This is a genomic window from Streptomyces sp. AK08-02, assembly GCF_033795085.1.
GTDB classification, from domain to species: Bacteria; Actinomycetota; Actinomycetes; order Streptomycetales; family Streptomycetaceae; genus Streptomyces; species Streptomyces echiniscabiei.
On the sequence record NZ_JARAZV010000001.1, the window covers coordinates 618,131 to 641,236 of the forward strand.

Consider the following 23,106-nt stretch of genomic DNA (forward strand, 5'->3'; position numbering starts at 1 on the left):
CTGGTCGAACGTGATGTGCCGGGTGCCGACCGGCCGATCAGGCGTAGTCGAGTTCCCCGAGCATGCCCTCACGCAGTTGCGTGATGATGCGCTTGATCAGCCGGGAGACATGCATCTGTGAGCAGCCGAGCAGCTCACCGATCTCCGCCTGGGTGGCTTCCTCGACGAACCGCAGATGGATGATCTGCCGGTCCCGGTCGCTGAGTTCGGCGAGCAGCGGGGCCAGCGACTGAAAGTCCTCGACCAGTCGCATCCCGTGCTCCTCGACCCCGATGAAGTCGGCGAGGACCGCCTCGCCGTCATCGGGCCCGTCTCCGGTCAAGGCGGCGTCGAGCGATGAGGAGTTGTAGCCGTTGGCGGCGATCTGGCCCTCGACCACCTCGTTCTCGGGCAGGTTCATCAGGGTGGCGAGTTCGGCGACCGTCGGATCACGGTCCAGCCTGCTCGCCAGTTCCTCGCGGGCCTTGGCCAGCTCGACACGCAGTTCCTGAAGTCGGCGCGGCACGTGCACCGCCCACGTCGTGTCGCGGAAGAACCGCTTGATCTCACCGACGATGTAAGGCACCGCGAACGAGGTGAACTCCACCTCACGGGTCAGCTCGAACCGGTCGATGGCCTTGATCAGACCGATCATGCCGACCTGGACGATGTCCTCCATGTCGTCGCCACGGCTCCGGAAACGCCCGGCGGCGAACCGCACGAGCGACATGTTCATCTCGATCAGGGTGTTGCGCGCGTACTGGTATTCCCGCGTCCCCTCCTCGAGTTCGGTCAGGCGCCTGAAGAACTGGCGGGACAGCTCCCGCGCGTCACGCGGGGCGACCTTTCGCGGTTCCGCGAGTTCGGGCAGCGGGGCGTCACCCGTCCTGGCTCCGGCGGTGTCCTCGACGACCTCTGCCTTCGACCGGATCATGGTGGTGTCCATTACCTGTTACCTCTCCCACGAAAACATCGAGCTGCGGACGATGGAACGGTTCCCGACTGCGCGTACCCGGTCGAGCGCCATACATGCCGCAAATGTTGCCCCGTGCAAAAGACGAGTGGACACGAGGTGGGATGAGCTCGCGGAATCACGGGTGTTGACCTGGCGGAAAGGACCACGGGGCCGGTCGTGCTACCGGCGTAGGGACCGTGGGGCGATTGCGGTGCGCCGGCCGAGGCATCGACGTAGGGAACCCGGCCGCGTCCGGCTTCCCCGCCGTCGTGGCGCGGATCAGGGAACCCGTGTCGCCGTGATCAGCTCGTGGAGGTAGCGCTTGGTGAGCCGGCCGCCGTACCGCGTCTCCACCAGGTCCCGGATGTCGGCGAGCAGACCGGCGCGCGAGGGCGCGTCGAGCGCGCGGTGGCCCGAGTAGGTGAGCAGGACGTCGATGTACTCGTCCACGGAGTACGCGATGTCCCGCGCATGGCGGCGGACGGTGACCCGGTCGAAGTACTCGGAGTTCTCCAACTCGCGGATGTCCGTCGCCGTGTCGGCCTCGTCGACCTGCCGCAGATCGGGCGGCGTGGCCGGGTCCCACATCTCGTAGCACCGCTGTACCCGCTCGAAGAAGTCGACGGTGCCGCCCTTGACATGGTGCGTGGTGACGAGCGCGAGCAGCCCGCCCGGCCGCAGCGCCCGAGCCATCCTGGGCAGCCGTACCGCCGGATCGAGCCAGTGGAACGCGGTCGCGCAGACGACCAGGTCGAACGGCTCGGCCGGCAGCGGCCAGTGCTCGAAGTCCGCGACCGTCACCTCCGCCAGCGGGAACGTCCGCAGATTGCGCCGGGCCACGGCAGCCAGGGACGGGCCCAGTTCGACGGCCGTGAGGGCGCAGCCCAACGCGGCCAGCGGGACGGTGAGTTGGCCCGTACCCGGGGCGATCTCCAGGACACGGCTGCCCGGACCGAGGCCGGCTGCTCGGGCCAGGTCGTCCACCAGGCCCCGGGGATACCGGGGACGGGCCCGGTCGTACAGTTCCGCCACCTCGTCGAACGTGTCACGCAGCATGTCCGTCTCTCCTCCGGCTTCCGGTGCGTCCTGCCGTGGTGATTCCACCCAGGGCAGAATGCAGACCCCTTCCCTCGGAAGCGACGGCTTTTAGGCTGAGGAGGTGAGCAATCAAGCGCCCGACCAGGCCCGAGTCATCCAGCTGCGCCCCAGGACCACACAGGCACCGGCTCCCGCCCGTACGGAGTCCCCGGCGCCGCCCGCTCCCAGGGAACCGCTCTTCCGCGACCTGGTCGGCGACGTGCTGCGTCGCGAACGGCTCGCCCAGGAACGCACCCTGAAGGATGTGGCGGACGAGGCCAGGATCTCCATGCCGTATCTGTCGGAGCTGGAGCGGGGCCGCAAGGAAGCCTCCTCGGAGGTCCTCGCGGCTGCCGCCCACGCCCTCGGCCTGGGCCTGGGAGATCTGCTGTCCCTGGCCCAGAGCGAACTGACCCGGCACACCCGAGGCCGCACCCGGGCGCGTACGACGAACTCGGCGCCGTACAACGGGCTGTGCCTGGTCGCCTAGCGGCTCGCCCGTCGGTGGTGCCTCCCCGTCAGACGCCGACGAGGCGTCGGCTCACCACCTCGTCGGCCAGCCCGTAGGCCACCGCCTCGGCGGCGGTGAACACCTTGTCGCGGTCCATGTCCGCGCGCAGCGTCGCCACATCGTGGTGCGTGTGCCGGGAGAGCACCTCCTCGACCTGCGCGCGGATACGGACCATCTCCCTTGCCTGCACGGCGAGATCGGAGACCATGCCCCGGTGTCCGCTGCTGGCCGGCTGGCCGAGCAGCACCCGCGCGTGTTCGAGCACGAACCGGCGCCCCGGATCGCCCCCGGCCAGCAGTACCGCGGCCGTCGAGGCCGCCTGGCCGACGCAGAACGTCGAGATCGGCGCCTGTACGTAGGTCATCGTGTCGTAGATCGCCATGAGCGAAGTGAACGAGCCGCCGGGCGAGTTGATGTATATCGCGATCTCCTGCTCGGGCGACGAGGACTCCAGATGCAGGAGTTGCGCGATGACGACGTTGGCGACGCCGTCATCGATCTCGGTGCCGAGGAAGATGATCCGCTCGGACAGCAGGCGGCTGAACACGTCGTAGGACCGCTCACCCTGCGGGGTGCGCTCCACGACGTTCGGAATCGTGTACGTCCCCATGTCAGAGCCCCATCCGTCGTCGTGAGGCGGCGGGGCGCACATCGGCCAGTGAGCCGACCACCTGGTCCACCATGCCGTACTCCAGCGCCTGTTCGGCCGTGAACCAGCGGTCGCGGTCGCCGTCGCGCGAGATCGTCTCCTCGCTCTGGCCGGTGTGCTCGGCGGTGAGGCGCTCGACGGTCCGTTTCGTGAACTCCAGGTTCTCCGCCTGGATCTCGATGTCGGAGGTGGTGCCGCCGATCCCGGCCGACGGCTGGTGCATCATGATCCGCGCGTTCGGCAGCGCGTACCGCTTGCCGGGCGCGCCCACGCTGAGCAGGAACTGGCCCATGCTGGCCGCGAATCCCATGGCGAGCGTGGACACGTCGTTCGGGATCAGCTGCATGGTGTCGTAGATGGCGAGGCCCGCCGTCACCGAGCCACCGGGGCTGTTGATGTACAGGCTGATGTCAGTGCGCGGGTCCTCCGCCGACAGCAGGAGCAACTGGACGCAGATCCGGTTCGCCGAGACCTCGTCGACCTGCGTACCGAGGAACACGATGCGCTGGGCGAGCAGTTGGGCGGCGAGATGGTCGTCGAACCGGGAGGGAGGGGTGTCGCCCTCCTCGGCCCGGGGCAGCAGCGCCGGCCAGGGACCGGCGGCGGTGAGTGGGGACATCGGGGCTCCTCGTCGAGTTGTCGAGTCTTCGGGTTGTCGATCGTGGGTCGTGGTTCTCGTGCGGCGGATCTCTCCGCACTCACCCACTCTCGGTCCGACCCGACGCCGTCGGCGGATTTCTCGGCCCGCAGCAGATTCGCCGACAGCAGAGGGCCCGGGCCGCGAACGGCCCGGGCCGGCCCGCCGGGCGGACCGCTACCGCGCCAGGGGAGTGACGGCGACCCGGTCGATGACCGGCGCGTACGGGGATCGCTGGTCGTACTGGTTGTACGTGTCGCCGTTGAAGTCGGGCAGTTCCTCGGCGGTGAAGGTGAGCCGGTTGGTGCCCTTCCTCAGGGTGAGCGGGACGGTCAGCTCCCAGAAGTTGTCGAAGTGGAAGGTCGTCGGGAACAGCACCCGGTGTGCGGGTCCGCCGTTGACCGAGAGGTCGGCGTGCCGGGCGATCGGATCGGGGTTGTAGTGCGTGGCGGGCGCCTGCTCGGCGTTGGAGTAACGGATGGTCACGGCGTGCCGCCCGCCCCGGTCCGCGACGACGTCGACCGTGAGGGCGTTCGCCCTGCCGTCGCCGATACCGGTGACCGCCCTGCCGCCGGTGGCGAAGGGGTAGGCGTCGGTCACCCTGGCGGCGCCGGAGAGCCGGCCGTCCTCCGCCTGGTAGACCCTGGTGGTCAGGGTGTCTCCGGTCCGGGCGACCCGCAGCCGGTCGAGGACCAGGGCGCGGGAGGCGCCGGTGACGGTGATCTTGTTGATGCCGCCGGACAGGAACATCCGTATCCGGCCGGTGCCCTTCTTGTCGCCCCCGACCTGGGGTACGTCGAGTTTCTCGCCGTTGAGGGACAGACTCGCCCTGCCGCCGCCCAGGTGGTCGACGAACACGGTCGCTTCACCGTCGGTGGGGGAGTGGACCCAGAAGGTCGCGGCGCCGCCCCTGCCCAGTGGCACCGCGCCGGGACCCGAGGCACCGGGGCGGGTGTAGACGGGCCGGGTTCCGGTGAGCGTGGCGTACTCGGCCTCGTAGACGGCCGGTGCGGTCACACGGGCGTCCCGCAGTGACAGGTCGACCTTGTCGATGATGGCGTCGCCCCTGGTGACGCCCAGGTCGGGGTCCTTCGCGGCGAGGGTGATGCGGTGCTTTCCGGCGGTGAGCCTCACCGTGGTGTCGGTGTGGCCCCAGACCACCCACTTGTAACCGAGCGGCAGCCGCAGTTCCTGCGGATCGGCGCCGTCGACCCGCAGGAACACGTTGGTGGGGCCCTGCTCCTTCACCAGGTCGTACAGGTTGTAGGAGTTGGCGAACACGCTCAGGTCGTACGTGCCGTCCTGCGGGACCTCCACGTCGAAACCGAGGACCCCGTCGGAACCGGTGCGCAGACCGCCGACGTTGTACGTCCCGGAGGTGGCGAACCCGCCGACGTTGGAGGGCGTGCCCTCGGGGCCGTTCTTCGAGTAGCCGCCGCCGGTGTAGGTGGCGTTCTCCGCCTCGTACGTCCCGCGCCAGCTCACCGACGGCTCGGCCGGCACGGCGCCGTGCCCGCCCGGGGAGAGGATGACCTGGTAGGCCGACATCTCGTTCATGCCGGTCATCGGGAGGGTGACGGTGCCGTCCGCGCCGACCGTCAGCTCCTGTTCGGCGAGGCGCAGGGGCTGGGCCGAGTCGCCGACCTGGCCGGTCCAGGGGATCTCCTGCACGGTGGCGTGCACGGCCCCGCCGAACACCTTGGGGTCGATGTTCCGGAAGACGACGTCCGCGTCACCGCTCTTGCCACCGAAGATCGCCCGGGACTGCCTCTTGTCCTCGTCGAGGGTGGCGACGCCCTGAAGCGTGTACTGCTGGTTGGGATGCGGGGCGGTCACCTCGACCGTGTGGCCGGACATCTGGCCGTAGGCGTTGAACAGCCACCACTGGCCGTTGCCCTTGTTGGCCTCCACCGCCGAGTCGTTGAGGTTGCCGTCGATGTTCCAGTACGCGAGGTCCGCGTCGATCTTGGAGTCCTCGATCGCGGAGACCCACTGCACGACCTGACCGGGCACGGAGAGGTGGAAGTTGTGGCCGTACTCGTTGACGTTGACGGGCAGTGGGCCGACACCGACGTCCTTCTCCATCTGCCGGTACCTGGCCACGCTGGTGCGGACCGCGGCGGGCGACGACAGCTCGTGCCAGGTCATCACGTCCGGGACGACGTCGTTGGCCTTGGCGTACTGCAGGAAGCCCTTGACCTGCTCGTAGAGGACGCTGGTGTTGGGACCCGCGATGCGGGCGTCGGGGTCGAGGCCCTTGATGAGCCGGTAGACGTCCTTCCAGGCCGCGAAGTAGGCGCCCGGGTCCTTCAGCCAGGAGACCTTGTCGTAGCTCCACTCGCCGGTGCCGAACATGTTCCCCTCGGGCTCGTTGAAGGGGACGTAGACGACGTGGTCCTTGTAGGCGCTGTCCAGGGTCTGGACCTGTTCGACCTGCTTTCTGATCTTCTCCTTGAAGTCGGCGAGCCGGGCCGGCCCGTCGGAGCCCGGCCACTGGTAGGGGAAACCGCGGTAGATGTCGGTCATGTAGACGTAGACGTCCTTGCCGCCCGAGTCCACGAACGGCGGCAGCATCTCGAGGGCGTCCGCGCCGGGGTGCTGGGGACCGTCCTGTGCCTTGGTCGACACCGTGCGGACGTGCATGCCCTCCAGGACGTTGCGGCTGGGCACGCCGTCGCCGTAGACGCCGTACAGCGAGCCGGAGGCGCCGCCGTGGAAGGCGCCGGTGTCGGTGGCCAGGTCGATGGTGAGCTGCTCGGGCTGGGCCGCGCGGGCCGTGCCGCCGGACGCGGGTACGGCGAGCAGGGCGGCGAGGGCGGTGACGGCGGTGGCGCCGGCACTGGTTCTGCTGCGGGTGCGTCGCACTGAAGTCTCCGTGGGGTGAGCCATGATGAGTGTCGAACCGGTTCGAACGATGCGTGCCGGAAGCTAGCACTGCCGAAAAGTGCTGGGCAATACCTCAACGCGGATAGGGTGGCTGGTGCTTGCAGATCTGCGTCAGCCGTTGACAAGAGCGGCTGCCGCTCCTAATTTGCCCTCACGCGAACCGGTTCGACGAAGGAGTGCCGTGAACATCGGGGAGATCGCCCAACGGGCCGGGGTCTCGCGGAGCACCGTGTCCTACGCGCTGAGCGGCAAGCGCTCGGTGTCGGAGGAGACCCGGCGCAGGATCCAGCAGGTGATCGACGAGCTGGGTTACCGACCCAACGCGAGTGCGCGAGCCCTGGCCAACGGTCGTACCAGCACCATCGGTCTGGTCTTCCCGCCGGCGGGCAACCACTACACCGGCATGCAGCTGGAGTTCATCGGCAGTGTGGTGGAGGCCGCGGCGGCGTACGACTACGACGTGCTGCTCTCCCCGAGCGGGGTGGACAGCGACCGTTCGTTCCAGCGGCTGCTGGGGGAGCGGCGGGTCGACGGCGCGATCCTGATGGAGATCAGGCTCCAGGACGACCGGGTCGACCACCTGGGCGCGGAGAACTTCCCCGCCGTCTGCATCGGCCGCACCGCACACGCGGACCGGGACTGGTGGGTCGGCCTGGACCACACCGCGCTGGCGGCGGCCTGCGTCAACCACCTCGCCGACCTGGGACACCGCCGTATCGCCCTCGTGAACCGGCCCGAGCACCTGCTGCGGGCCGGCTACGAGTCGGCGCACCGCGGCCTCGACGGCTTCACCAAGGCGGCGGCCGAACGCGGGCTCACCGTGCGGACGTACTGCTGCGGCGACGACGCCCCCTCCGGCCAGGATTGCCTGGAGCGGATCCTCCACGACGACCCGGAGACCACGGCGCTGGTCACCCTGAACGAGGCCGCGCTCGGCGGTCTCTACCGGGGCCTGGCCATGGCGGGCCGTCACATTCCGCGAGACTTCTCCCTCACCGGGGTCGTGGCCGGCCGCTGGGCCGAGACCGTGACCCCGCAGCTCACCGCGGCCGACGTACCGGCCGAGCAGATGGGCCGCCTCGCCGTCGACCTGCTTGTCGAGCGTCTCGACCACCCCGACACACCGGCCCGGCATCACCTCCTCGCCCCGCCGATCTCCCTGCGCGCCAGTACCGGACCCACCCCGGCGCCCTGAGCGGGCACTCCGGCTCGGCACCCCGGTGGATCGTGGTTGTCGCGCGGCCGAAGGGCCTGACCGGGAAATCCGAGAAAATTCCGCCGACGATGTCGAGAAGCCGTGCCCGGCTCCGTCCTCGAAGTGAAAGCGACCACAATGGGCCGCACCAGCACCGAGGAGAACCACCATGGCCAAGTACCTGCTGCTCAAGCACTACCGAGGCGCCCCGGCTCCGGTCAACTGCGTCTCGATGGACAAGTGGACGCCGGAGGAGATCTCGGCCCACGTGCAGTACATGCGTGACTTCGCGGCCCGGCTGGAGGAGACCGGCGAGTTCGTGGACAGCCAGGCGCTCGCTCCCGAGGGCACGTTCGTCCAGTACGGCGGCGAGGGCCGTCCGCCGGTCACCGACGGCCCGTTCGCCGAGACCAAGGACCTCATCGCCGGCTGGATGGTGATCGACGTCGACAGCTACGAGCGCGCCGTCGAGCTGGCCGGCGAACTGTCGGCCGCCCCCGGAGCCGGCGGGAAGCCGATCCACGAGTGGCTCGAACTGCGCCCGTTCATGGCCGAGCACTGCGCCGTGACGGAGTGACAGCTGCGATGGACGAGGCCTTGTCGCGCAGCCTCACCCCGAGCGTGCTCGCCGTCCTCGTCCGCCGCGGAGCAGACTTCGCGGCGGCCGAGGACGCCGTACAGGACGCCCTGGTCGAGGCGGTCCGCGTCTGGCCGGACGACCCGCCGCGGGACGCCAAGGGCTGGCTGGTCACCGTCGCCTGGCGGCGGTTCCTCGACGCGACCCGCGCGGACACGGCCCGGCGGCGGCGTGAGGACCGTGTCGACGAGGAGCCGGCCCCCGGGCCCACGTCCGCGACGGACGACACCCTCCAGCTCTACTTCCTGTGCGCCCACCCGTCACTGACCCCCTCCTCGGCGGTCGCGCTCACGCTGCGTGCCGTCGGCGGACTCACCACCCGCCAGATCGCCCAGGCCTACCTGGTGCCCGAGGCGACCATGGCCCAGCGCATCAGCCGGGCCAAGCGGACCGTCTCCGGCGTACGGTTCGACCAGCCCGGCGACGTCGCCACCGTCCTGCGCGTCCTCTACCTGGTCTTCAACGAGGGCTACTCCGGCGACGTCGACCTCTCCGCCGAAGCCATCCGGCTCACCAGGCAGCTCGCGGCGCGGGTCGACCATCCCGAGGTGGCGGGGCTGCTCGCCCTCATGCTGCTCCACCACGCCCGCCGCTCGGCCCGCACCGCACCCGACGGCAGCCTGGTGGCGCTCGCCGAGCAGGACCGCGGCCGATGGGACACCGAGTCGATCGCCGAGGGCGTCGCCGTCCTCCAGGCAGCCCTCTCCCGGGACCGGCTGGGCGAGTTCCAGGCCCAGGCCGCCGTCGCCGCCCTCCACGCCGACGCGCCCACCGCCGAGGAGACCGACTGGGTGCAGATCGTCGAGTGGTACGACGAACTCGCGCGCCTGACCGACAGTCCCGTCGTCCGCCTCAACCGCGCGGTGGCCGTCGGCGAGGCCGACGGACCGCGCGCGGGCCTGGCCGCGCTCGCCGCGCTGGAGGACACACTGCCCCGCCACACCGCGGTGGCGGCCTACCTCCACGAGCGCGACGGCGACCTGACGACAGCGGCACGTCTCTACGCCGAGGCGGCCCTCAAGGCGCCCAACCTCGCCGAACGCGACCACCTGACCCGCCAGGCGGCCCGGCTCAACGCACGCCGAGGCCACTGACCCTCGACGGCCACCGCTCCTCGACCCTCCGGCGCGGAGCCACCAGAGGCGGAGCAGGCGCCCCCCTCACGCGCCGTACGCCGGGCGTGCGGGGCGGAACCCGGCGATGCCACGACCCTGTGCGCTCTGCGTCGGCGGCCCCTTCGGCGGGACGATGGTCCCGCACAGCCGGAACGGGAAACAGGGGGCGGGAAAATGGCAGTCCTGATGACGATGAGCTGGGCCGGGGTCAGCCCTGAGCAGTACGACATGGTGCGGGACACGGTCGACTGGGAGGAGGTCGCCCCGGACGGCGGTGAGGTACACCTGGCCTGGTTCGACGCGCAGGGGCTGCGGGTGATCGACGTCTGGGAGTCGGAGGAGGCGTTCCAGAGGTTCCTCGTCCAGCGGCTGGCCCCCGCCATCGAGAAGGCCGGCATCGAAGGCGCCCCGGAGACGGCCTTCACGCCGCTGCACCGGCGTTTCGTCGCCCCAGGCATCACCGGCGCCGCCTGACAGCCGCCCCGCGTGTGCGCCGCCGCTTCAGGCACCCGGCCCGGGATCCGGACGCACGGCGCACTCGATGCCGGCGCGCCGCGCTTCCAGCTGGGCCGCGAAGGCGATGCCCAGGAACAGGGCGACGCCGGTGACGTTGGCCCACAGCAGCAGGGCGACGAACGCGGTGAGCGGCCCGTACACGGCTCCGAACGCCGCGCTCCTGCCGACGTACAGGGCGAGCAGCCAAGTGGCGGAGAGCCACAGGACGAGATGGACGCCGCTGCCGAAGGCGAGCCAGGTGTAGCCCGGTTGCCTGCGGCGCGGTGACCACCGGAAGATCACGGCGGAGGCGATCCACGCGAGCCCGAGACCCACCGGGACCTCCAGGGCGACCCACCACCGGGTTCCACCGCCCGGGGAGCCCAGGGTCCGGGCGACGGCGTCGCCGACCGCCTCACCGGCCACCAGCACCAGGAACCCGAGCACCATGGGCAGGCCGCCCGCCACGGACAGCAGCAGGGCACGGCCGTACTTGCGGGTGAAGGGGCGGTCCCGCTCGATGCCGTAGATGCGGTTGGCGCCGCGCTCGATCTGGCCCATCGCCGAGGCGAGGTTCAGCACGGCGAAGGCCAGCCCCAGCCACAGGGCGAGGGTGCTCCACACGTCGCCGTGGGCGCTGCGCCGCGTCCCGGCGAACGCCTTGTCGAACACCCCGGCACCGGCGCCGGGGACGAGGTCACCGAGCGCCCGTTCGATGACCCGGCCCACGACCTCCGTGTGCACGGACGTGGCGAGACCCACCAGGGCCAGACTCAGGGGCACCAGACCGAGCACGATCTGGAACGCCAGGGCGCGTGCGTTGGTGAAGCCGTCGGCGTAGCGGAACCGGGTGAACGAGTCCACCAGCAGCCGTATGCCGCCGTACCGCCGCAGTGCGGTGAGCGCCTCGTCCCCGGAGAGTTCCTCTCCGATCATGTCGCTGGTCTGCGGAACGTGAACGGCGGTTCCCATCGCGTACCGGCTCCCTCCGCCCGGCCCGGGCCCTCTCCCGGGTCCCAGGCGTCCGCGATGTCGCCTGCCCCCGAACAGCCGGTTCACCGTGGGTACTGGCCACGGCGGCTCCTGCCCGTTCGGGCCCGGTGCACTCGGCGGGGTTGTGTCGTGGTGGCGGGGTACTCGCCGGGCAACGGCGCCCACGGGGGCGTCCCGAGGGAAGGTCCGGGCTCCCATGACCACGCACGCGCGTACGTCGAGCATCTCTCGTTCGCCGGTACGAAAGGCCTCGTTGCTGGTGGGCGTGGTGTTCCTGCTGGTGGGCATCCTGGGATTCGTCCCGGGGATCACGACGCACTACGACACGATGACGTTCGCCTCGCACGAATCGGGCGCCGAACTGCTCGGGCTCTTCCAGGTCTCCGTCCTGCACAACCTCGTCCACCTGGCCTTCGGTGTGGCGGGGGTGGCCATGGCCCGCACCGCTTCCGGCGCCGGCACGTTCCTGCTGGCCGGCGGGGCGATCTATCTGGTGCTCTGGCTTTACGGCCTGTTCGTCGGCCATGACAGCGCGGCCAACTTCGTGCCGCTGAACACGGCCGACAATCGGCTGCACTTCGTTCTCGGCCTCGGCATGATCGCCCTGGGCGGGCTGCTGACCCGGCCTCGCGGCAGCGCCGCCGGAAGGTGACGGCCGACCGTGAGCCGAGCGGCCCAGAAGATGCGCTCATACGCTCATCTGGGAAGATAGCAGGCCAAAGGTGCAAATCTGAGCTTGTTCGTCGCTGTCCGGGGAACCCGGTGCTTGTCACAGCCGTCGCATCCTTCCGGTGGGTGACCGCACTGCCGGGACGGAAGGCATTGATGCCCTCAAGGAGTGACCGTGAGCATGTGCATCGGAGTGGAAGAAGAGTTCCACGTTCTGGAGGTGGAGAGCGGACTGCTCGTCCCACGAGCCGATCCGATCCTGCGACGGCTTCCCCGGCGGACCTTCACCAGTGAACTGCACCAGTCCATCGTGGAATCCAACAGCGGCGTGCACGCGTCCCTGGACGACCTGTACTGCGACCTCGCCCGCACGAGGCGCCGCCTCGACCGGGCCGCCGCCTCGCTCGGCCTCGCCGCGGTGGCGTCGGGCACGGCCCCGCTGGCACCCGCCTCCTCCGGGCAGCCCACCGCCGACGCCCGCTATCACCACATGGTCGAGGAATACCGCCAGGTCGCCGACGAACAGCTCATCTGCGGCGCCCAGGTCCATGTGGACGTACCGGACCGCGACACCGCGGTACGGGTGATGTGCGAGGTCTCGCCCTGGCTGCCGGTGCTCCTGGCGCTGTCCGCCAGCTCGCCGTTCTGGCAGGGATCCGACACCGGCTACGCCAGCTGGCGCACGATGCTCTGGCAGCGGTGGCCCACCGCCGGCCCGATCGGCTGCTTCCCGAGCGCGACCGAGTACGACGCCTCGGTGCGCGACCTGGTGCGGGCCGGGATCATCACCGACGCCGGAATGATCTATTACGACATACGCCCCTCCGAGCATCTGCCGACCCTCGAACTGCGGATCTGTGACGCCTGCCCGCGCGCGGAGACCGTCGTACTCGTCGCCGGACTGTTCCGCGCCCTGGTGACCGAAGCCCTCGAACGGCTTCGGCGGGACGACGCGCCGCCCTGTCAGGGCCGGCACGAGTGGCTGCGCGGCGCCTCCTGGCGGGCCGCCCGCTCGGGTCTCGAAGGCACCCTCGTGGACCCCGAGACCCACCGGGACGCACCGGCAGAACAGGTCGTGCGCAAGCTGCTCGCCCGGCTGCGCCCCGCGCTGGAGTCCCACGGCGACTGGCGGACGGTCGGCGCGCTGACCGATGAGGCCCTCGCCGAGGGCAGCGCCGCCGAGCGCATACGGCGTACGGCACGGGAAGAGGATCTGCTGGCCTGCGTCGACCTGTTGATCGCCGAGACGCGGGGCGAACGAAGAAACCGCAGATCGGCGTCGCTCGGGCGCGTCAACCTTCCGTACTCCGGCGCGGGCACGACAGGCCCTCCGTTCGGTTCGGGCGCGCCGGAGACCATCGGCCGCTGACGAGGCGACGAACGCCATGAGGTCGGCACAGCCCTGGGGTGTCACGGCGCCTGGGCGCGCCCTCTCCCTCACCCACCCGCACAGGAGATGTTTCGTCATGTCCAGCGACACCACCCGGATCGTGCCCCGAAGACGCGCCCCGGCCGCCCAGGCCGTGCGACGGGGAGGCGGTACGACATGTGCGGCCTGAGCGGGGAGATCCGCTTCGACGGCCGGCGACCTGATCTCGCCGCCGTCGAGCGCATGAGCGAGCGGCTTGCCGCCCGTGGCCCTGACGGACAGGGAACGTGGACCCGGGGCGCGGTCGCGCTGGGTCACCGCCGCCTGAAGATCATCGATCTGTCGGAGTTCGGCGCCCAGCCGATGACCGACGCCCGGGGCCGGATCACCGGTGTCTTCAACGGCTGCGTCTACAACTACCAGGAGCTGCGCGAAGAGCTCCAGAAGCTGGGCCACCGCTTCGAGTCGACGTCCGACACCGAGGTCGTGCTGAAGGGCTACCAGCAGTGGGGAACCGCCTGCGTCGAGCGCTTCTACGGCATGTTCGCCTTCGCCCTCGTCGAGCACCGCACCGGGCGGGTCGTGCTCGGCCGCGACCGACTCGGGATCAAGCCCCTGTACCTGGCGCGGACGCCGGGCCGCCTGCGGTTCGCCTCCACACTGCCCGCTCTGCTCGCCGCCGGGGACGTCGACACCTCCCTCGATCCGGTCGCCCTGCACCAGTATCTGAGCTGGCACGCCACAGTGGCGGCGCCGCACACCGTCCTCAACGGCGTCCGCAAGCTACCGCCGGCCACCGTGCGTGTCGTCGAGCCGGACGGCACCCACCACGACCACCGCTACTGGCAGCCGTCGTACACCCGGCGGCCCGAGTACGCCGACATGGCCCCCGTCGAATGGCGCGACGCGGTACTGGAGGCGCTGCGTACCGCCGTACGCCGCCGGATGGTCTCCGACGTGCCGGTCGGTGTCCTGCTCTCCGGCGGACTGGACTCCAGCCTGGTCGTGGCCCTGCTCGCCGACGAGGGCCAGCACGACCTCAGGACGTTCAGCGTCGGGTTCGAGTCGGAGGGAGGTGAGGCAGGGGACGAGTTCGGCTACTCGGACCTGGTGGCCAGGGAGTTCCGTACCGACCATCATCGGCTGCTGATTCCCTCCGAACGCGTGTCGGCGGCCCTGGACGGGGCCGTCGCGGCGATGAGCGAGCCGATGACCAGCCATGACGCGGTCGCCTTCTACCTGCTGTCCGAGCAGGTGGCGAAGGAGGTCAAGGTCGTCCAGAGCGGACAGGGCGCGGACGAGGTGTTCGCCGGCTACCACTGGTATCCGGAGCTGGCGGAGGTCACCCGGGAGGAGGAGACGGACAGGTACGCCCGGACGTACTTCGACCGGCCGCACGCCGACCTGGCCCGGATCCTGCAGCCCCACCTGCTGCCCGACGAGGACGTGTCGTACCGCTTCGTCAAGGACCACATGGCGGTCCCCGGGGCCCAGACGGCCCTGGACGCCGCCCTCCGGCTGGACACGCACGTCATGCTCGTCGACGACCCCGTGAAACGCGTCGACAACATGACGATGGCCTGGGGCCTGGAGGCCCGGGTGCCGTTCCTCGACCACGAACTGGTGGAGCTCGCCGCCGCCTGCCCGCCGGAACTCAAACTGTCCGACGGAGGCAAGGGCGTGCTGAAGGAAGCCGGCCGCAAGCTCCTGCCCCCGGAGATCGTCGACCGGCCCAAGGGCTACTTCCCCGTCCCGGCCGTCAAGCACATGGCGGGCCCCGTCCTGGACCGGGTGCGTGCGACGCTCGACGCACCCGAGGCGAAGGAGCGCGGGCTGTTCCAGGAGTCGTACGTGGCCGAACTCCTGGCGGCGCCCGACGAGCACCGGACCAAGCGGGGAGCGAACGCCCTGTGGCAGGTGGCCCTGCTGGAGACATGGCTGCAGACGCACGGGATCAGGTGACCGCCGAGGCGGGCGCGCGGGCGTCGGGGGCAGAGGCGCCCGCCCGGCCGCCGGTCGCGGACCGCCCCGGGACGTCCGCTCTCGCGGCTCAGGCCCCGCAGCCGCCGGACGCGTGGTCGGCGGACACGCACGCGCCCGCCCGCGCCGCCGCGCCCGTCCCGGTGCCGCTGCCCGACGCGGGAGGCCCGCGCGACGCGGTGACCCGGCTGCGCGCGCACGGCTGTTGGTACCCCTCCGCCACCGCCGACGGCGCCGAAGCGGCCTTCATCTGCGACCGGGGCGGTGTCCCGCAGCTGTGGGCGGGGCCCGTGGACAGTGACGAGGTGCGGCTGCTCGACTCCTCCCCGGACCCCGTCAAGGAGGTGTCCTGGTCACCGGACGGCCGCTGGATCGCGTACACCACCGCGCCCGGCGGGGGCGAGCACTCCCGCGTGCTGTGCGTACGGCCCGACGGCACCGGCCGCCGCATCCTCGCCGGAGCGGATCCTGGAAGTTCCGCCTATCTGGGGTGCTGGACGCACGACGGGTCGGCCGTCGCGGTCACCGTCGCCGCGACCACCCACGCACACCCGGACCGTGGGGGACACGCGTCGACCGACCGGGATCCCGGCGGTGCCCCGCTGCCACCCGACCGGTCGGACCGGGACGGGCGCGCGACGCTCCTGGGCGGCACCCCCTACGGCTCCGGACAACGGACCGCGCCGGCGCCGGTCGACCTCACGGCACCGCAGGCGCCCGCCGTCCGGCCCGGCGGCGGACTGTCGGCCTACCTGATCGACCCCGACGGTCCGGCCACGCCGGTACTCCTCGCCACGGAGACACACGCCGCCACCCTGCGCGTGTGCGACCTCAGCCGCGACGGCACGCTCGCGCTGCTGCGCAGGGGGCCGCGCGGCCGACGCGAGGCGGTCGTACGGCGCACCGCCGACTCGGCGACCATGTGCACGGTGCCGGTCGCCGACGGCGACCCGTGGATCGGCCGGTTCTCCCCGGACGGGCGGACCCTCTGGCTGCGCAGCGACGCCGACCGGGAGTACGCGGCGCTGTTCGCGCTCGCCCTCGCCCCCGACGGCGAGCCGCGCGGGACGTCGGTCGTGGCGCAGCGCGAGGACCAGGAACTCGAACTGCTGGCGCTGGCTCACGACGGCCGGACAGCCGTGCTGGTGTGGAACGCGCAGGGCGCCGGGGAACTCGAACTCGTCGAGACGTCCCGCGCGCGCCACGGACCGGACGACACCGGTCCGGCGAGGCCCGTCTCCCTGCCCCACGAGGTCGTCACGCGGGTGGTGGCGGCAGGCCCGGGGCGCATGCTGCTCGCGCTCTCCGGCTCGCAACGCCGCCCGGGTGTGTGGTGGGCCCACGAGGGCGTGTCCCTGCTGCGCACCCCGTGGTCCTCCCGCGACGAGGACGCCGTACCGCCCGGCCGCCCACCCGTGCGGCCCGTTCCCCTGCGCCTCGCGGCACGGGACGGGCTGCCCCTGAGTGGCTGGTACTACAGGGCGCCGGGCCGCGCCCCGGGCGAGCCGGCCCCCTGTGTGATCCATCTGCACGGCGGCCCCGAGGAACAGGAACGCCCCGTGTTCAACCCGCTCTACCACGAACTGCTCGGACGCGGTCTTGACGTCTTCGCCCCCGACGTCCGCGGCTCCTCGGGACACGGCAGGTCCTTCGTCGACGCCGACCTCGGGGCCGGCCGCTTCGCCGCGCTGGACGACGTGGCGGACTGCACGGCCCACGCGGTGACCGCGGGTCCCGCCGACCCGACCCGACTGGCCGTCATGGGGCGCTCGTACGGCGGCTATCTGACGTTCGCGGCCCTCGTGCGACATCCGGACCTCTTCCGCACCGGGGTCGCCGTCTGCGGCATGTCCGACCTTCTGACCTTCTTCGCCGGTACGGAGCCGTGGATCGCCGATTCGGCGGTGCACAAGTACGGCCATCCGGAGCACGACCGGGCACTGCTGCGCGCGCTGTCCCCGATGAGCCGCGTCGACGCGCTGCGTGTCCCGGTGCTCGCCGTCCACGGCGAACACGACAACAACGTGCCGCCGGGCGAGTCGGAGCAGTTCGTACGGGCCGCCCGGGAACGTGGCATCCCCGCCGAACTGCTCACTCTTCGCGACGAGGGCCACGAGTTCCTGCGCGCGGACAGCCGGCGCCTGTTCCGCCGGGCCGCCGCCGACTGGCTGCAACGGCACCTCGGCGGCTGACCGGCGCCGGCCCGCATCAGCCTGACCAGCGGTCTCGCGGTGTCCTCGGCCACCCCGCGCACCTCCCGGCGCGAAGGGCTCAGGTCAGCGTGTCACCGACCAGGGCGAGGTTCTCGATGGCCGCGAGACCGTACAGCGCCGTGGAGTTGGTGCTGATCCACGGGGCGTCGGTGCCGGCGTTGAGCACGGTCGGGCCGGTGATCCTCGTGGTCGCCCACGGGGTGCTCGCGTCCGGGTAGCCGTCGCCCGCGCGGAACTTGTTCCAGGCCCGGGTGGCCAGCGCGGCCTCGCCGGTCAGACTCGCCGCGTACGCGTCCAGGCGGGAGTGGCCCTGGACCAGGCTCACCTTGAAACTCGCGCCGTAGCGGGCCTTCTGCTCGGCGGAGGTGGCGTTGAAGTAGCGGCAGTAGTCCAGCCAGGCGTCCCGGAACCCCGGGATGTCACTCTCGTCGAGAGCGCCGATCAGCTCGGCGGCCAGTTCGGGCAGGCCGAAGCTCGCGGAGAGATGGGAGACGGCGATGACGGGGGTGGTCTGCACGGCGAAGGCGCCCGTGTCGAGGTCGTACAGGCCGCTGCCCTGGACGAAACCGTTGGGCTGGGCGGCGATGGTCGACGCACTGGCCAGCAGCTTCTTCCTCGCTGTCCGCCACTTGGGGCCGCGCCGCTCCCACTCGGTCCACCAGGCCCAGCCGAGGCCGCTCCAGTCGGTGCCGAAGCCGATGGACAGGGCGTGGCGGTTCCCGGGGGTGTAGCCGTCGGTGCGGACCTTGCGGTTGGGGTCGAGCCTCAGGAAGGTCTCGTCCGCGTCGACCTGGGCGTGCATCAGGTCGCCGGTGCGCTCGTCGGCGGTGAGGTAGTAGAAGAGACGGCGGTAGACGGGCGTCGAGATACGCACCTGCTTGGCGCTGTCCCCGAAGTGCTGGACCCCGTGCCGGGTGCCCAGGCCCGCCCATTTCCCGAGGTGGTAGACGTCGACCTCGCCGGTGTGCCGGGTCATGGCCTCGGCGAAGCGGTAGATGTCGGCCCGTCCGGAGCGCAGATAGGCCAGCCAGAGCCACAGGTCGGTGGAGAGCTCGGAGTTGTCCCAGGCGTAGCCGCCGACGTCGTAGCACCAGGTGTGGCGGGCCGGATCGTAGGTGTGCTGGACGTCGCCGTAGTCCAGGAAGCCGTACCAGCGGCGCTGTTCGCGCTGGTCCTGGTAGTAGGTGAAGAGCAGGTCGAGGCGGTCCTCGACGGTCTTCCTGGCTGTGGTCGAGCGGTCCACGGGAGACCACAGCCCGGCGAAGACGCCGGCCCTGTGCAGGGTCTCGGGCGCCGCGACGAGCTGCGGCGGGGCGGTCAGCGCGTCCTTCTGCGCGACCAGTGTGCCGGCGGTGGGGGTGGCGGCGTTCGCCCACAGGCAGAGCTCGGAGGTTCGGGCGATGCCGTACGGGGTGGCGAACCCGGGTTCGTAGTCCTCGTAGGTGATGTTGAGCCCGGCGGTCTGCTCCTCGTAGGTGTCCTGGCCGAGGCCGTCGTGGTAGAAGCGCAGGTCGAGCGGCTGGGCCTCGGGCGACCAGAGCCAGAGGGTGACGGTCGCCTCGTCGGAGGCGGCGCCGCGGATGTCGAGCTGGGCGGGGTGCTTCTGCCAGAAGTCCCGCAGGCCGAAGGAGAGTCCGCCACTGACCCCGCCGACGTAGCCGAAGCCGGGGGAGCGGGTGCCGCCGGTGGTGTGGATCCAGCCGTGGCCGGCCTTGGTGCGCTTGCGGACGGTGAAGCCGTCGGCCGACAACTGGGAGAGGGAGTAGTCGCCCCAGGCGGGAACGTCCTGGAGGGCGGAGGAGACCCGGGTGTCCCAGGTGGCGATGTCCGGCAGCCGCTCACCCTTGACCTGCGCGGTACGCACGGCCGTACCCGGGTCGCGGCGCAGCCCGGTGATGCCCTGGACGGCTTCGGTGAGGAAGCCGTCGTCGGCGCCGGCGAGGCGGATGTGCCGGTTGTAGAGCTCGTCGGTGAGGGGGACGCGGATACGCAGGCCGAGGCCCTTGACGAAGTCGCCGCCGGACTTACCGGCCTGCTGTGCGCCGTCGTACGTGATGGTGTGGACGACACGGATCGCCTCGGACCCGGCGTACAGGTAGAGGCGCAGGACGAAGGGCAGCCAGGAGCGGCGTCCACGCTCGTGCTCGCCCTCGATGCGGATGACGGCCCGCACCGGTCCCGCCTGCTCGACGGTGACGGAGCCGACGCGGCCGGTGAAGCGTTCCCAGCGGGCACTGGAACCGCCGGCGTCGTAGTCGTCGTCGATCTCCGGCTGACGCAGGACGACCAGTTCGGCCTTGCTCGCGATCCTGGCGTTGCCGCGCCTGATGCCCCGGATGACGTCGTGTGCGCCTGCCTTGGCGATGCTGACCTGGATGACGCCGGTGTCGACGTCGATCGTGCCGCCCTTGGTGTCCACGGTCAGCGCGGTGTCCGCCCGCGCGGGCGTGCCAGGGGCCACGGTGTAGCTCTCGGCGGGCCCGGCGCCGGGGCCGACCGCGTGGGCGGTCCACTTCAGGGTGCCGTCGGGCCAGTGGGCGGTGGGCCAGGACTGGACGGGGACGGAGGTGCCGTCACCGGCGGTGAGGGCGAAGGGCTGGTCGGCGGGGAGCGCGCCCTGGGGCCAGGCCACGCCGAAGGTGGTGCCGGGGGCCTCGGCGGGGGTGCCGCCCTCCAGCCAGGTGAGCTTCACCGGGTCCGCGGTGGTGGCCGCGGCCGGTGCCGCCGTGGCCGGGGCGGCGGCGAGCGCCCAGGAGAGCTGGGTGGCCGCGACGGCCGCCGCTGCCGCCTTGAGGGCGTCTCTGCGCGATATCTCAGCCACGGTGTCCGCCCTGGAGTCGCCAGACGCGGAAGTCGCTGATGTGGAAGTGGCTCCAGGTGGTGCGGAAGGCGAACCAGCCGCTGGTGTACGGGTCCTCGTCGGTGTAGTCGAAGACCAGCTCGCCGTTGTCCCAGTACTGGACGCGCTTGCCGTCGGAGACGAGCCGGATGCGGTTGGGCTCGTTCGCGGTGAGCAGCGGCGAGGTGTAGTCGTAGATCAGCGGCCGGGAGCCCGGTACGCCGACGTAACGGCGAAGGCGGGTGGTGGTGTTGGAGTTCGCGCCGAGGCCCGCGTAGTACGTGGTGAGCTGGTCGTAGTCGGCCAGCGCGCCGCTGCGGGGGTTGGCGAACAGGTTCTCGGGGGACCGCGGATCCCGGGCGTTCCAGAAGGAGTTGAGGTCACTGACCCGGTCGTTGACACCGCCCGCCGAGACCGGGGCAGCCGTGAAGTCGATCTCGTACCGGCCCGCGAACGGCCGCTTGAACCACACCGAGGCCCCGGCGGGCACGTCGACGTCCAGCACGCCGTGCTTCGCCGTGACGCTGCCGCCCTTCTCCAGCTCGGTCGACCACTGGCCGGTGCCGTGCCGGAAGTCGTCGACGGCGAGCAACTGGCGGTGGTGGTACGGGCCTTGACTGCTTGGTGCGGCAGCGGCAGCGGCAGCGGCACCGGCGCCGGTGGACAGGGCGGTGGTGAACGCGGCGGCGAGGCTCACCATGACGGTGGCCCAGGTGTGGCGCATCGGAAGATCCCTTTCTGTGGACGACCGGAAGCGTACGGAAACAAACCCTTCCGATCAGCGAATGCCACAGAAGTGAAAAGAAGCGTTCATGATCAAGCGAACTCGCCGTCGAATCCCGCATGTTGGGACCGAATGTGACGTGCTGTTACAGCTTCATGATCATCCATTGTCGAGCTCCGTGCGGATCCGTCCGGGCGGGCAGGCTGGGGCGCACCCCTCACCAACGCCCCCGCCCAGCACAGGAGTTGTCCGCATGTCGTACGACCGCCCGCTCTCCCGCCGTACCGTCCTCGCCTCGGCGGCCGGACTCGCCCTGGCCCTCGCCACCCCCGTCACCGCCTCGGCCGCGAGCTTCGGCTACACCGACGACGGGACCAACTACGTGGTCGACACCGGCGCCGGCCTGGTCTTCAAGGTCAACCACAGCAACGGCGGCCTCTCCTCCTTTGTCCACAACGGCACCCAGTACCAGGGCTACGACGGCAAGAACTCCCACATCGAGAGCGGCCTCGGCACCTCGACGGTCACCATCTCCACACCCGCCACCGGAGTCGTCCTCATCAAGGTCGTCCACGGCACGCTGATCCACTACTACGCGGCCCGCAGCGGCGAGAACAACATCTACCTCTTCACCTACAAGCCCGACACCTCCGTCACCGCCAGCCGCTACATCGCGCGCCTCAAGCCCGGCATCTTCCCCACCACCTACCCGGACACCTGGTCCAACTCCGACACCGTCATCGAGTCCGCCGACGTCTTCGCCAAGGCCGACGGCACCACCAGGTCCAAGCACTTCGCCAACCTGCGGACCATCGACTACGACTACTTCGGCTTCAGCGCCTCCGCCGCCTCGATCTGGGTCGTACGCTCCACCAAGGAGAAGGACTCCGGCGGCCCCTTCGTGCGTCAACTCCTGCGCCACGGCAACGAGTCGGGCGCCGGGCTCTACGAGCATCTTTACTACGCCGAAGGCCAGACAGAGGCCGAGCGCTTCGGTCTGCACGGCCCGTACGTCCTCGCCTTCACCGACGGGTCCGCGCCGACCTCCGCCGTGTCCGGGCGGGACAACTCCGCCTGGGTGGACGCCCTGGGCCTCACCGGCTGGACCGGCGCGAGCGGTCGCGGTCGGATCGTCGGCAACGGGCTCGCGGGCCGGGACACCTCCTACCCCTATGTCGTGGGCGTGGCCAACTCGGAGGCCCAGTACTGGGGCAAGGTCGACGCCGGTACCGGCAAGTACGCCGTCAAGGGCATCCTTCCCGGCACCTACACCCTCACCGTCTACAAGGGTGAACTCGCCGTGCACACCGAGGACGTCACGGTCACCGCCGGCGCCGCCACGACCCTGCACACCATCACGATCACCGGCGACCCCGCCGCGGACACCGCCATCTGGCGCATCGGCGACTGGACCGGCACCCCGGCCGGCTTCAGGAACGCCTCTCTCGTCACCTACGCCCACCCCTCCGACTCCCGCGCCGCCGCGTGGACCGCAGACACCCATGTCATCGGCACCTCGGCGGCCTCGGCGTGGCCCGCCTACCAGTTCAAGGAGATCAACCAGGGCCTGCTGGTCTCCTTCACCCTCACCGCCGCCCAGGCCGCCACCGACCGCACCCTGCGCATCGGCATCACCACCGCCAAGGCGGGCGGTCGCCCCCAGATCACCGTCAACACCGACTGGACCTCCGCGATCCCGGCCGCCGCGACCGAGCCCTCCACCCGGACCCTGACCGTCGGCAGCTACCGCGGCAACAACCACACGTACGAATACGTCATCCCCGCCGCCCAGTTGCGGGCCGGTGCCAACACCCTGCGCATCGACGCCGCCAGCGGTTCGGCGGGCGGCGGGGGATACCTCAGCCCCAGCTACGGCTTCGACGCCCTCGACCTGCTCTGAGGGCGGGGCGGTCAGGGAAGGTCGAAGTGGTGGCGGGTGGCCGACCCGTCCGCTGCCGCTGTCACCGCCCGATCGACGTCCCCGCTGAACCGCACCCGGCCCGTGCTGAAGCGCGGCGCGAGTGCGAGGTCGTCGATCGAGCCGTGGGCGGGCGCGGCCGGATCGACCGAGTAGTGGGCCGTGGCCGTGATCGCCTCCTGGGCCCCGCTCCCGGCGAAGCGATGACCGCCGGCGAACGGTCACGGGTGCGGATCTCCGGCCGCACGGGCGGCTCCTGCGCGAC

General features: G+C 71.0%; 18 protein-coding genes. 10 read left to right on the plus strand and 8 right to left on the minus strand.

Annotated features, from left to right (window positions below):
- Positions 1–37: 37 nt before the first annotated feature.
- A complete protein-coding gene (locus tag PV734_RS02760) occupies positions 38–925 on the minus strand; it encodes an RNA polymerase sigma factor SigF (protein WP_319091869.1) in 888 nt (295 codons plus the stop codon).
- A 288-nt stretch (positions 926–1,213) separates the two neighbouring features.
- The gene (locus PV734_RS02765) at positions 1,214–1,990 is read right to left on the minus strand and encodes a class I SAM-dependent methyltransferase (protein WP_319288662.1); all 777 of its coding nucleotides are present in this window, start codon (positions 1,988–1,990) and stop codon (positions 1,214–1,216) included.
- Between the two features lie 103 nt (positions 1,991–2,093).
- Here PV734_RS02765 and PV734_RS02770 point away from each other — a divergent pair, with 103 nt between their 5' ends.
- Entirely contained in the window at positions 2,094–2,501 is a 408-nt protein-coding gene (locus PV734_RS02770) for a helix-turn-helix transcriptional regulator (protein WP_319091871.1), read from the plus strand.
- Between the two features lie 28 nt (positions 2,502–2,529).
- Here the strand turns inward: PV734_RS02770 and PV734_RS02775 are convergent, their stop codons facing one another.
- The 3 genes from PV734_RS02775 to PV734_RS02785 form a co-directional block, all read right to left on the minus strand.
- The gene (locus PV734_RS02775; protein WP_319091872.1) at positions 2,530–3,132 is read right to left on the minus strand and encodes an ATP-dependent Clp protease proteolytic subunit; all 603 of its coding nucleotides are present in this window, start codon (positions 3,130–3,132) and stop codon (positions 2,530–2,532) included.
- A gap of 1 nt (position 3,133) precedes the next feature.
- The gene (locus tag PV734_RS02780) at positions 3,134–3,790 is read right to left on the minus strand and encodes an ATP-dependent Clp protease proteolytic subunit (protein WP_319091873.1); all 657 of its coding nucleotides are present in this window, start codon (positions 3,788–3,790) and stop codon (positions 3,134–3,136) included.
- Positions 3,791–3,985: 195 nt separating this feature from the next.
- Entirely contained in the window at positions 3,986–6,673 is a 2,688-nt protein-coding gene (locus PV734_RS02785) for a cellulosome protein (protein WP_319288663.1), read from the minus strand.
- 202 nt (positions 6,674–6,875) lie between these two features.
- Between PV734_RS02785 and PV734_RS02790 the strand changes: the two genes are divergently transcribed.
- From PV734_RS02790 to PV734_RS02805, 4 genes are all read left to right on the plus strand, one after another.
- Positions 6,876–7,889, plus strand: coding sequence for a LacI family DNA-binding transcriptional regulator (locus PV734_RS02790; protein WP_319288664.1), 1,014 nt, complete (start codon positions 6,876–6,878; stop codon positions 7,887–7,889).
- A gap of 169 nt (positions 7,890–8,058) precedes the next feature.
- Positions 8,059–8,466 (plus strand): YciI family protein, encoded by a 408-nt coding sequence (locus PV734_RS02795; RefSeq protein WP_319091876.1) that lies wholly within the window; start codon positions 8,059–8,061, stop codon positions 8,464–8,466.
- An 8-nt stretch (positions 8,467–8,474) separates the two neighbouring features.
- Positions 8,475–9,620 (plus strand): RNA polymerase sigma factor, encoded by a 1,146-nt coding sequence (locus tag PV734_RS02800; RefSeq protein WP_319091877.1) that lies wholly within the window; start codon positions 8,475–8,477, stop codon positions 9,618–9,620.
- Positions 9,621–9,815: 195 nt separating this feature from the next.
- Positions 9,816–10,115, plus strand: a complete 300-nt coding sequence (locus tag PV734_RS02805) for a hypothetical protein (RefSeq protein ID WP_319288665.1) — start codon at positions 9,816–9,818, stop codon at positions 10,113–10,115.
- A 27-nt stretch (positions 10,116–10,142) separates the two neighbouring features.
- Here the strand turns inward: PV734_RS02805 and PV734_RS02810 are convergent, their stop codons facing one another.
- Positions 10,143–11,108: a YihY/virulence factor BrkB family protein gene (locus PV734_RS02810; protein ID WP_319288666.1), complete on the minus strand. Its 966-nt coding sequence runs from the start codon at positions 11,106–11,108 to the stop codon at positions 10,143–10,145.
- Between the two features lie 217 nt (positions 11,109–11,325).
- Between PV734_RS02810 and PV734_RS02815 the strand changes: the two genes are divergently transcribed.
- The 4 genes from PV734_RS02815 to PV734_RS02830 all read left to right on the plus strand — a co-directional run bounded on the left by PV734_RS02815 (position 11,326) and on the right by PV734_RS02830 (position 17,339).
- Positions 11,326–11,781, plus strand: coding sequence for a DUF4383 domain-containing protein (locus tag PV734_RS02815; RefSeq protein ID WP_319091880.1), 456 nt, complete (start codon positions 11,326–11,328; stop codon positions 11,779–11,781).
- A 198-nt stretch (positions 11,782–11,979) separates the two neighbouring features.
- Positions 11,980–13,167, plus strand: a complete 1,188-nt coding sequence (locus tag PV734_RS02820; protein ID WP_319092027.1) for a glutamate--cysteine ligase — start codon at positions 11,980–11,982, stop codon at positions 13,165–13,167.
- A gap of 177 nt (positions 13,168–13,344) precedes the next feature.
- Positions 13,345–15,129 (plus strand): N-acetylglutaminylglutamine amidotransferase, encoded by a 1,785-nt coding sequence (locus PV734_RS02825; protein ID WP_319288667.1) that lies wholly within the window; start codon positions 13,345–13,347, stop codon positions 15,127–15,129.
- Positions 15,102–17,339, plus strand: coding sequence for a S9 family peptidase (locus tag PV734_RS02830; protein ID WP_319288668.1), 2,238 nt, complete (start codon positions 15,102–15,104; stop codon positions 17,337–17,339). The genes PV734_RS02825 and PV734_RS02830 overlap by 28 nt, the downstream gene beginning before the upstream one ends.
- Before the next feature lie 79 nt (positions 17,340–17,418).
- On the opposite strand, the gene PV734_RS02835 is transcribed toward PV734_RS02830, so the two are convergent.
- A complete protein-coding gene (locus PV734_RS02835; RefSeq protein ID WP_319288669.1) occupies positions 17,419–20,181 on the minus strand; it encodes a Tat pathway signal sequence domain protein in 2,763 nt (920 codons plus the stop codon).
- Positions 20,174–20,923: a DUF6250 domain-containing protein gene (locus PV734_RS02840; RefSeq protein WP_319288670.1), complete on the minus strand. Its 750-nt coding sequence runs from the start codon at positions 20,921–20,923 to the stop codon at positions 20,174–20,176. Before PV734_RS02840 ends, PV734_RS02835 begins: the two co-directional genes overlap by 8 nt.
- A gap of 253 nt (positions 20,924–21,176) precedes the next feature.
- Here PV734_RS02840 and PV734_RS02845 point away from each other — a divergent pair, with 253 nt between their 5' ends.
- A complete protein-coding gene (locus PV734_RS02845) occupies positions 21,177–22,823 on the plus strand; it encodes a rhamnogalacturonan lyase B N-terminal domain-containing protein (protein ID WP_319288671.1) in 1,647 nt (548 codons plus the stop codon).
- Positions 22,824–23,106 lie beyond the last annotated feature (283 nt).

Bases quoted from the DNA above. Each gene is read 5' to 3' on its own strand.
- PV734_RS02795 (WP_319091876.1), top strand. From the start codon at position 8,059: ATGGCCAAGTACCTGCTGCTCAAGCACTACCGAGGCGCCCCGGCTCCG.
- PV734_RS02760 (WP_319091869.1), bottom strand. From the start codon at position 925: ATGGACACCACCATGATCCGGTCGAAGGCAGAGGTCGTCGAGGACACC.
- PV734_RS02805 (WP_319288665.1), top strand. From the start codon at position 9,816: ATGGCAGTCCTGATGACGATGAGCTGGGCCGGGGTCAGCCCTGAGCAG.
- PV734_RS02800 (WP_319091877.1), top strand. From the start codon at position 8,475: ATGGACGAGGCCTTGTCGCGCAGCCTCACCCCGAGCGTGCTCGCCGTC.
- PV734_RS02825 (WP_319288667.1), top strand. From the start codon at position 13,345: ATGTGCGGCCTGAGCGGGGAGATCCGCTTCGACGGCCGGCGACCTGAT.
- PV734_RS02845 (WP_319288671.1), top strand. From the start codon at position 21,177: ATGTCGTACGACCGCCCGCTCTCCCGCCGTACCGTCCTCGCCTCGGCG.
- PV734_RS02780 (WP_319091873.1), bottom strand. From the start codon at position 3,790: ATGTCCCCACTCACCGCCGCCGGTCCCTGGCCGGCGCTGCTGCCCCGG.
- PV734_RS02810 (WP_319288666.1), bottom strand. From the start codon at position 11,108: ATGGGAACCGCCGTTCACGTTCCGCAGACCAGCGACATGATCGGAGAG.
- PV734_RS02840 (WP_319288670.1), bottom strand. From the start codon at position 20,923: ATGCGCCACACCTGGGCCACCGTCATGGTGAGCCTCGCCGCCGCGTTC.
- PV734_RS02820 (WP_319092027.1), top strand. From the start codon at position 11,980: ATGTGCATCGGAGTGGAAGAAGAGTTCCACGTTCTGGAGGTGGAGAGC.
- PV734_RS02830 (WP_319288668.1), top strand. From the start codon at position 15,102: ATGGCTGCAGACGCACGGGATCAGGTGACCGCCGAGGCGGGCGCGCGG.
- PV734_RS02765 (WP_319288662.1), bottom strand. From the start codon at position 1,990: ATGCTGCGTGACACGTTCGACGAGGTGGCGGAACTGTACGACCGGGCC.
- PV734_RS02815 (WP_319091880.1), top strand. From the start codon at position 11,326: ATGACCACGCACGCGCGTACGTCGAGCATCTCTCGTTCGCCGGTACGA.
- PV734_RS02775 (WP_319091872.1), bottom strand. From the start codon at position 3,132: ATGGGGACGTACACGATTCCGAACGTCGTGGAGCGCACCCCGCAGGGT.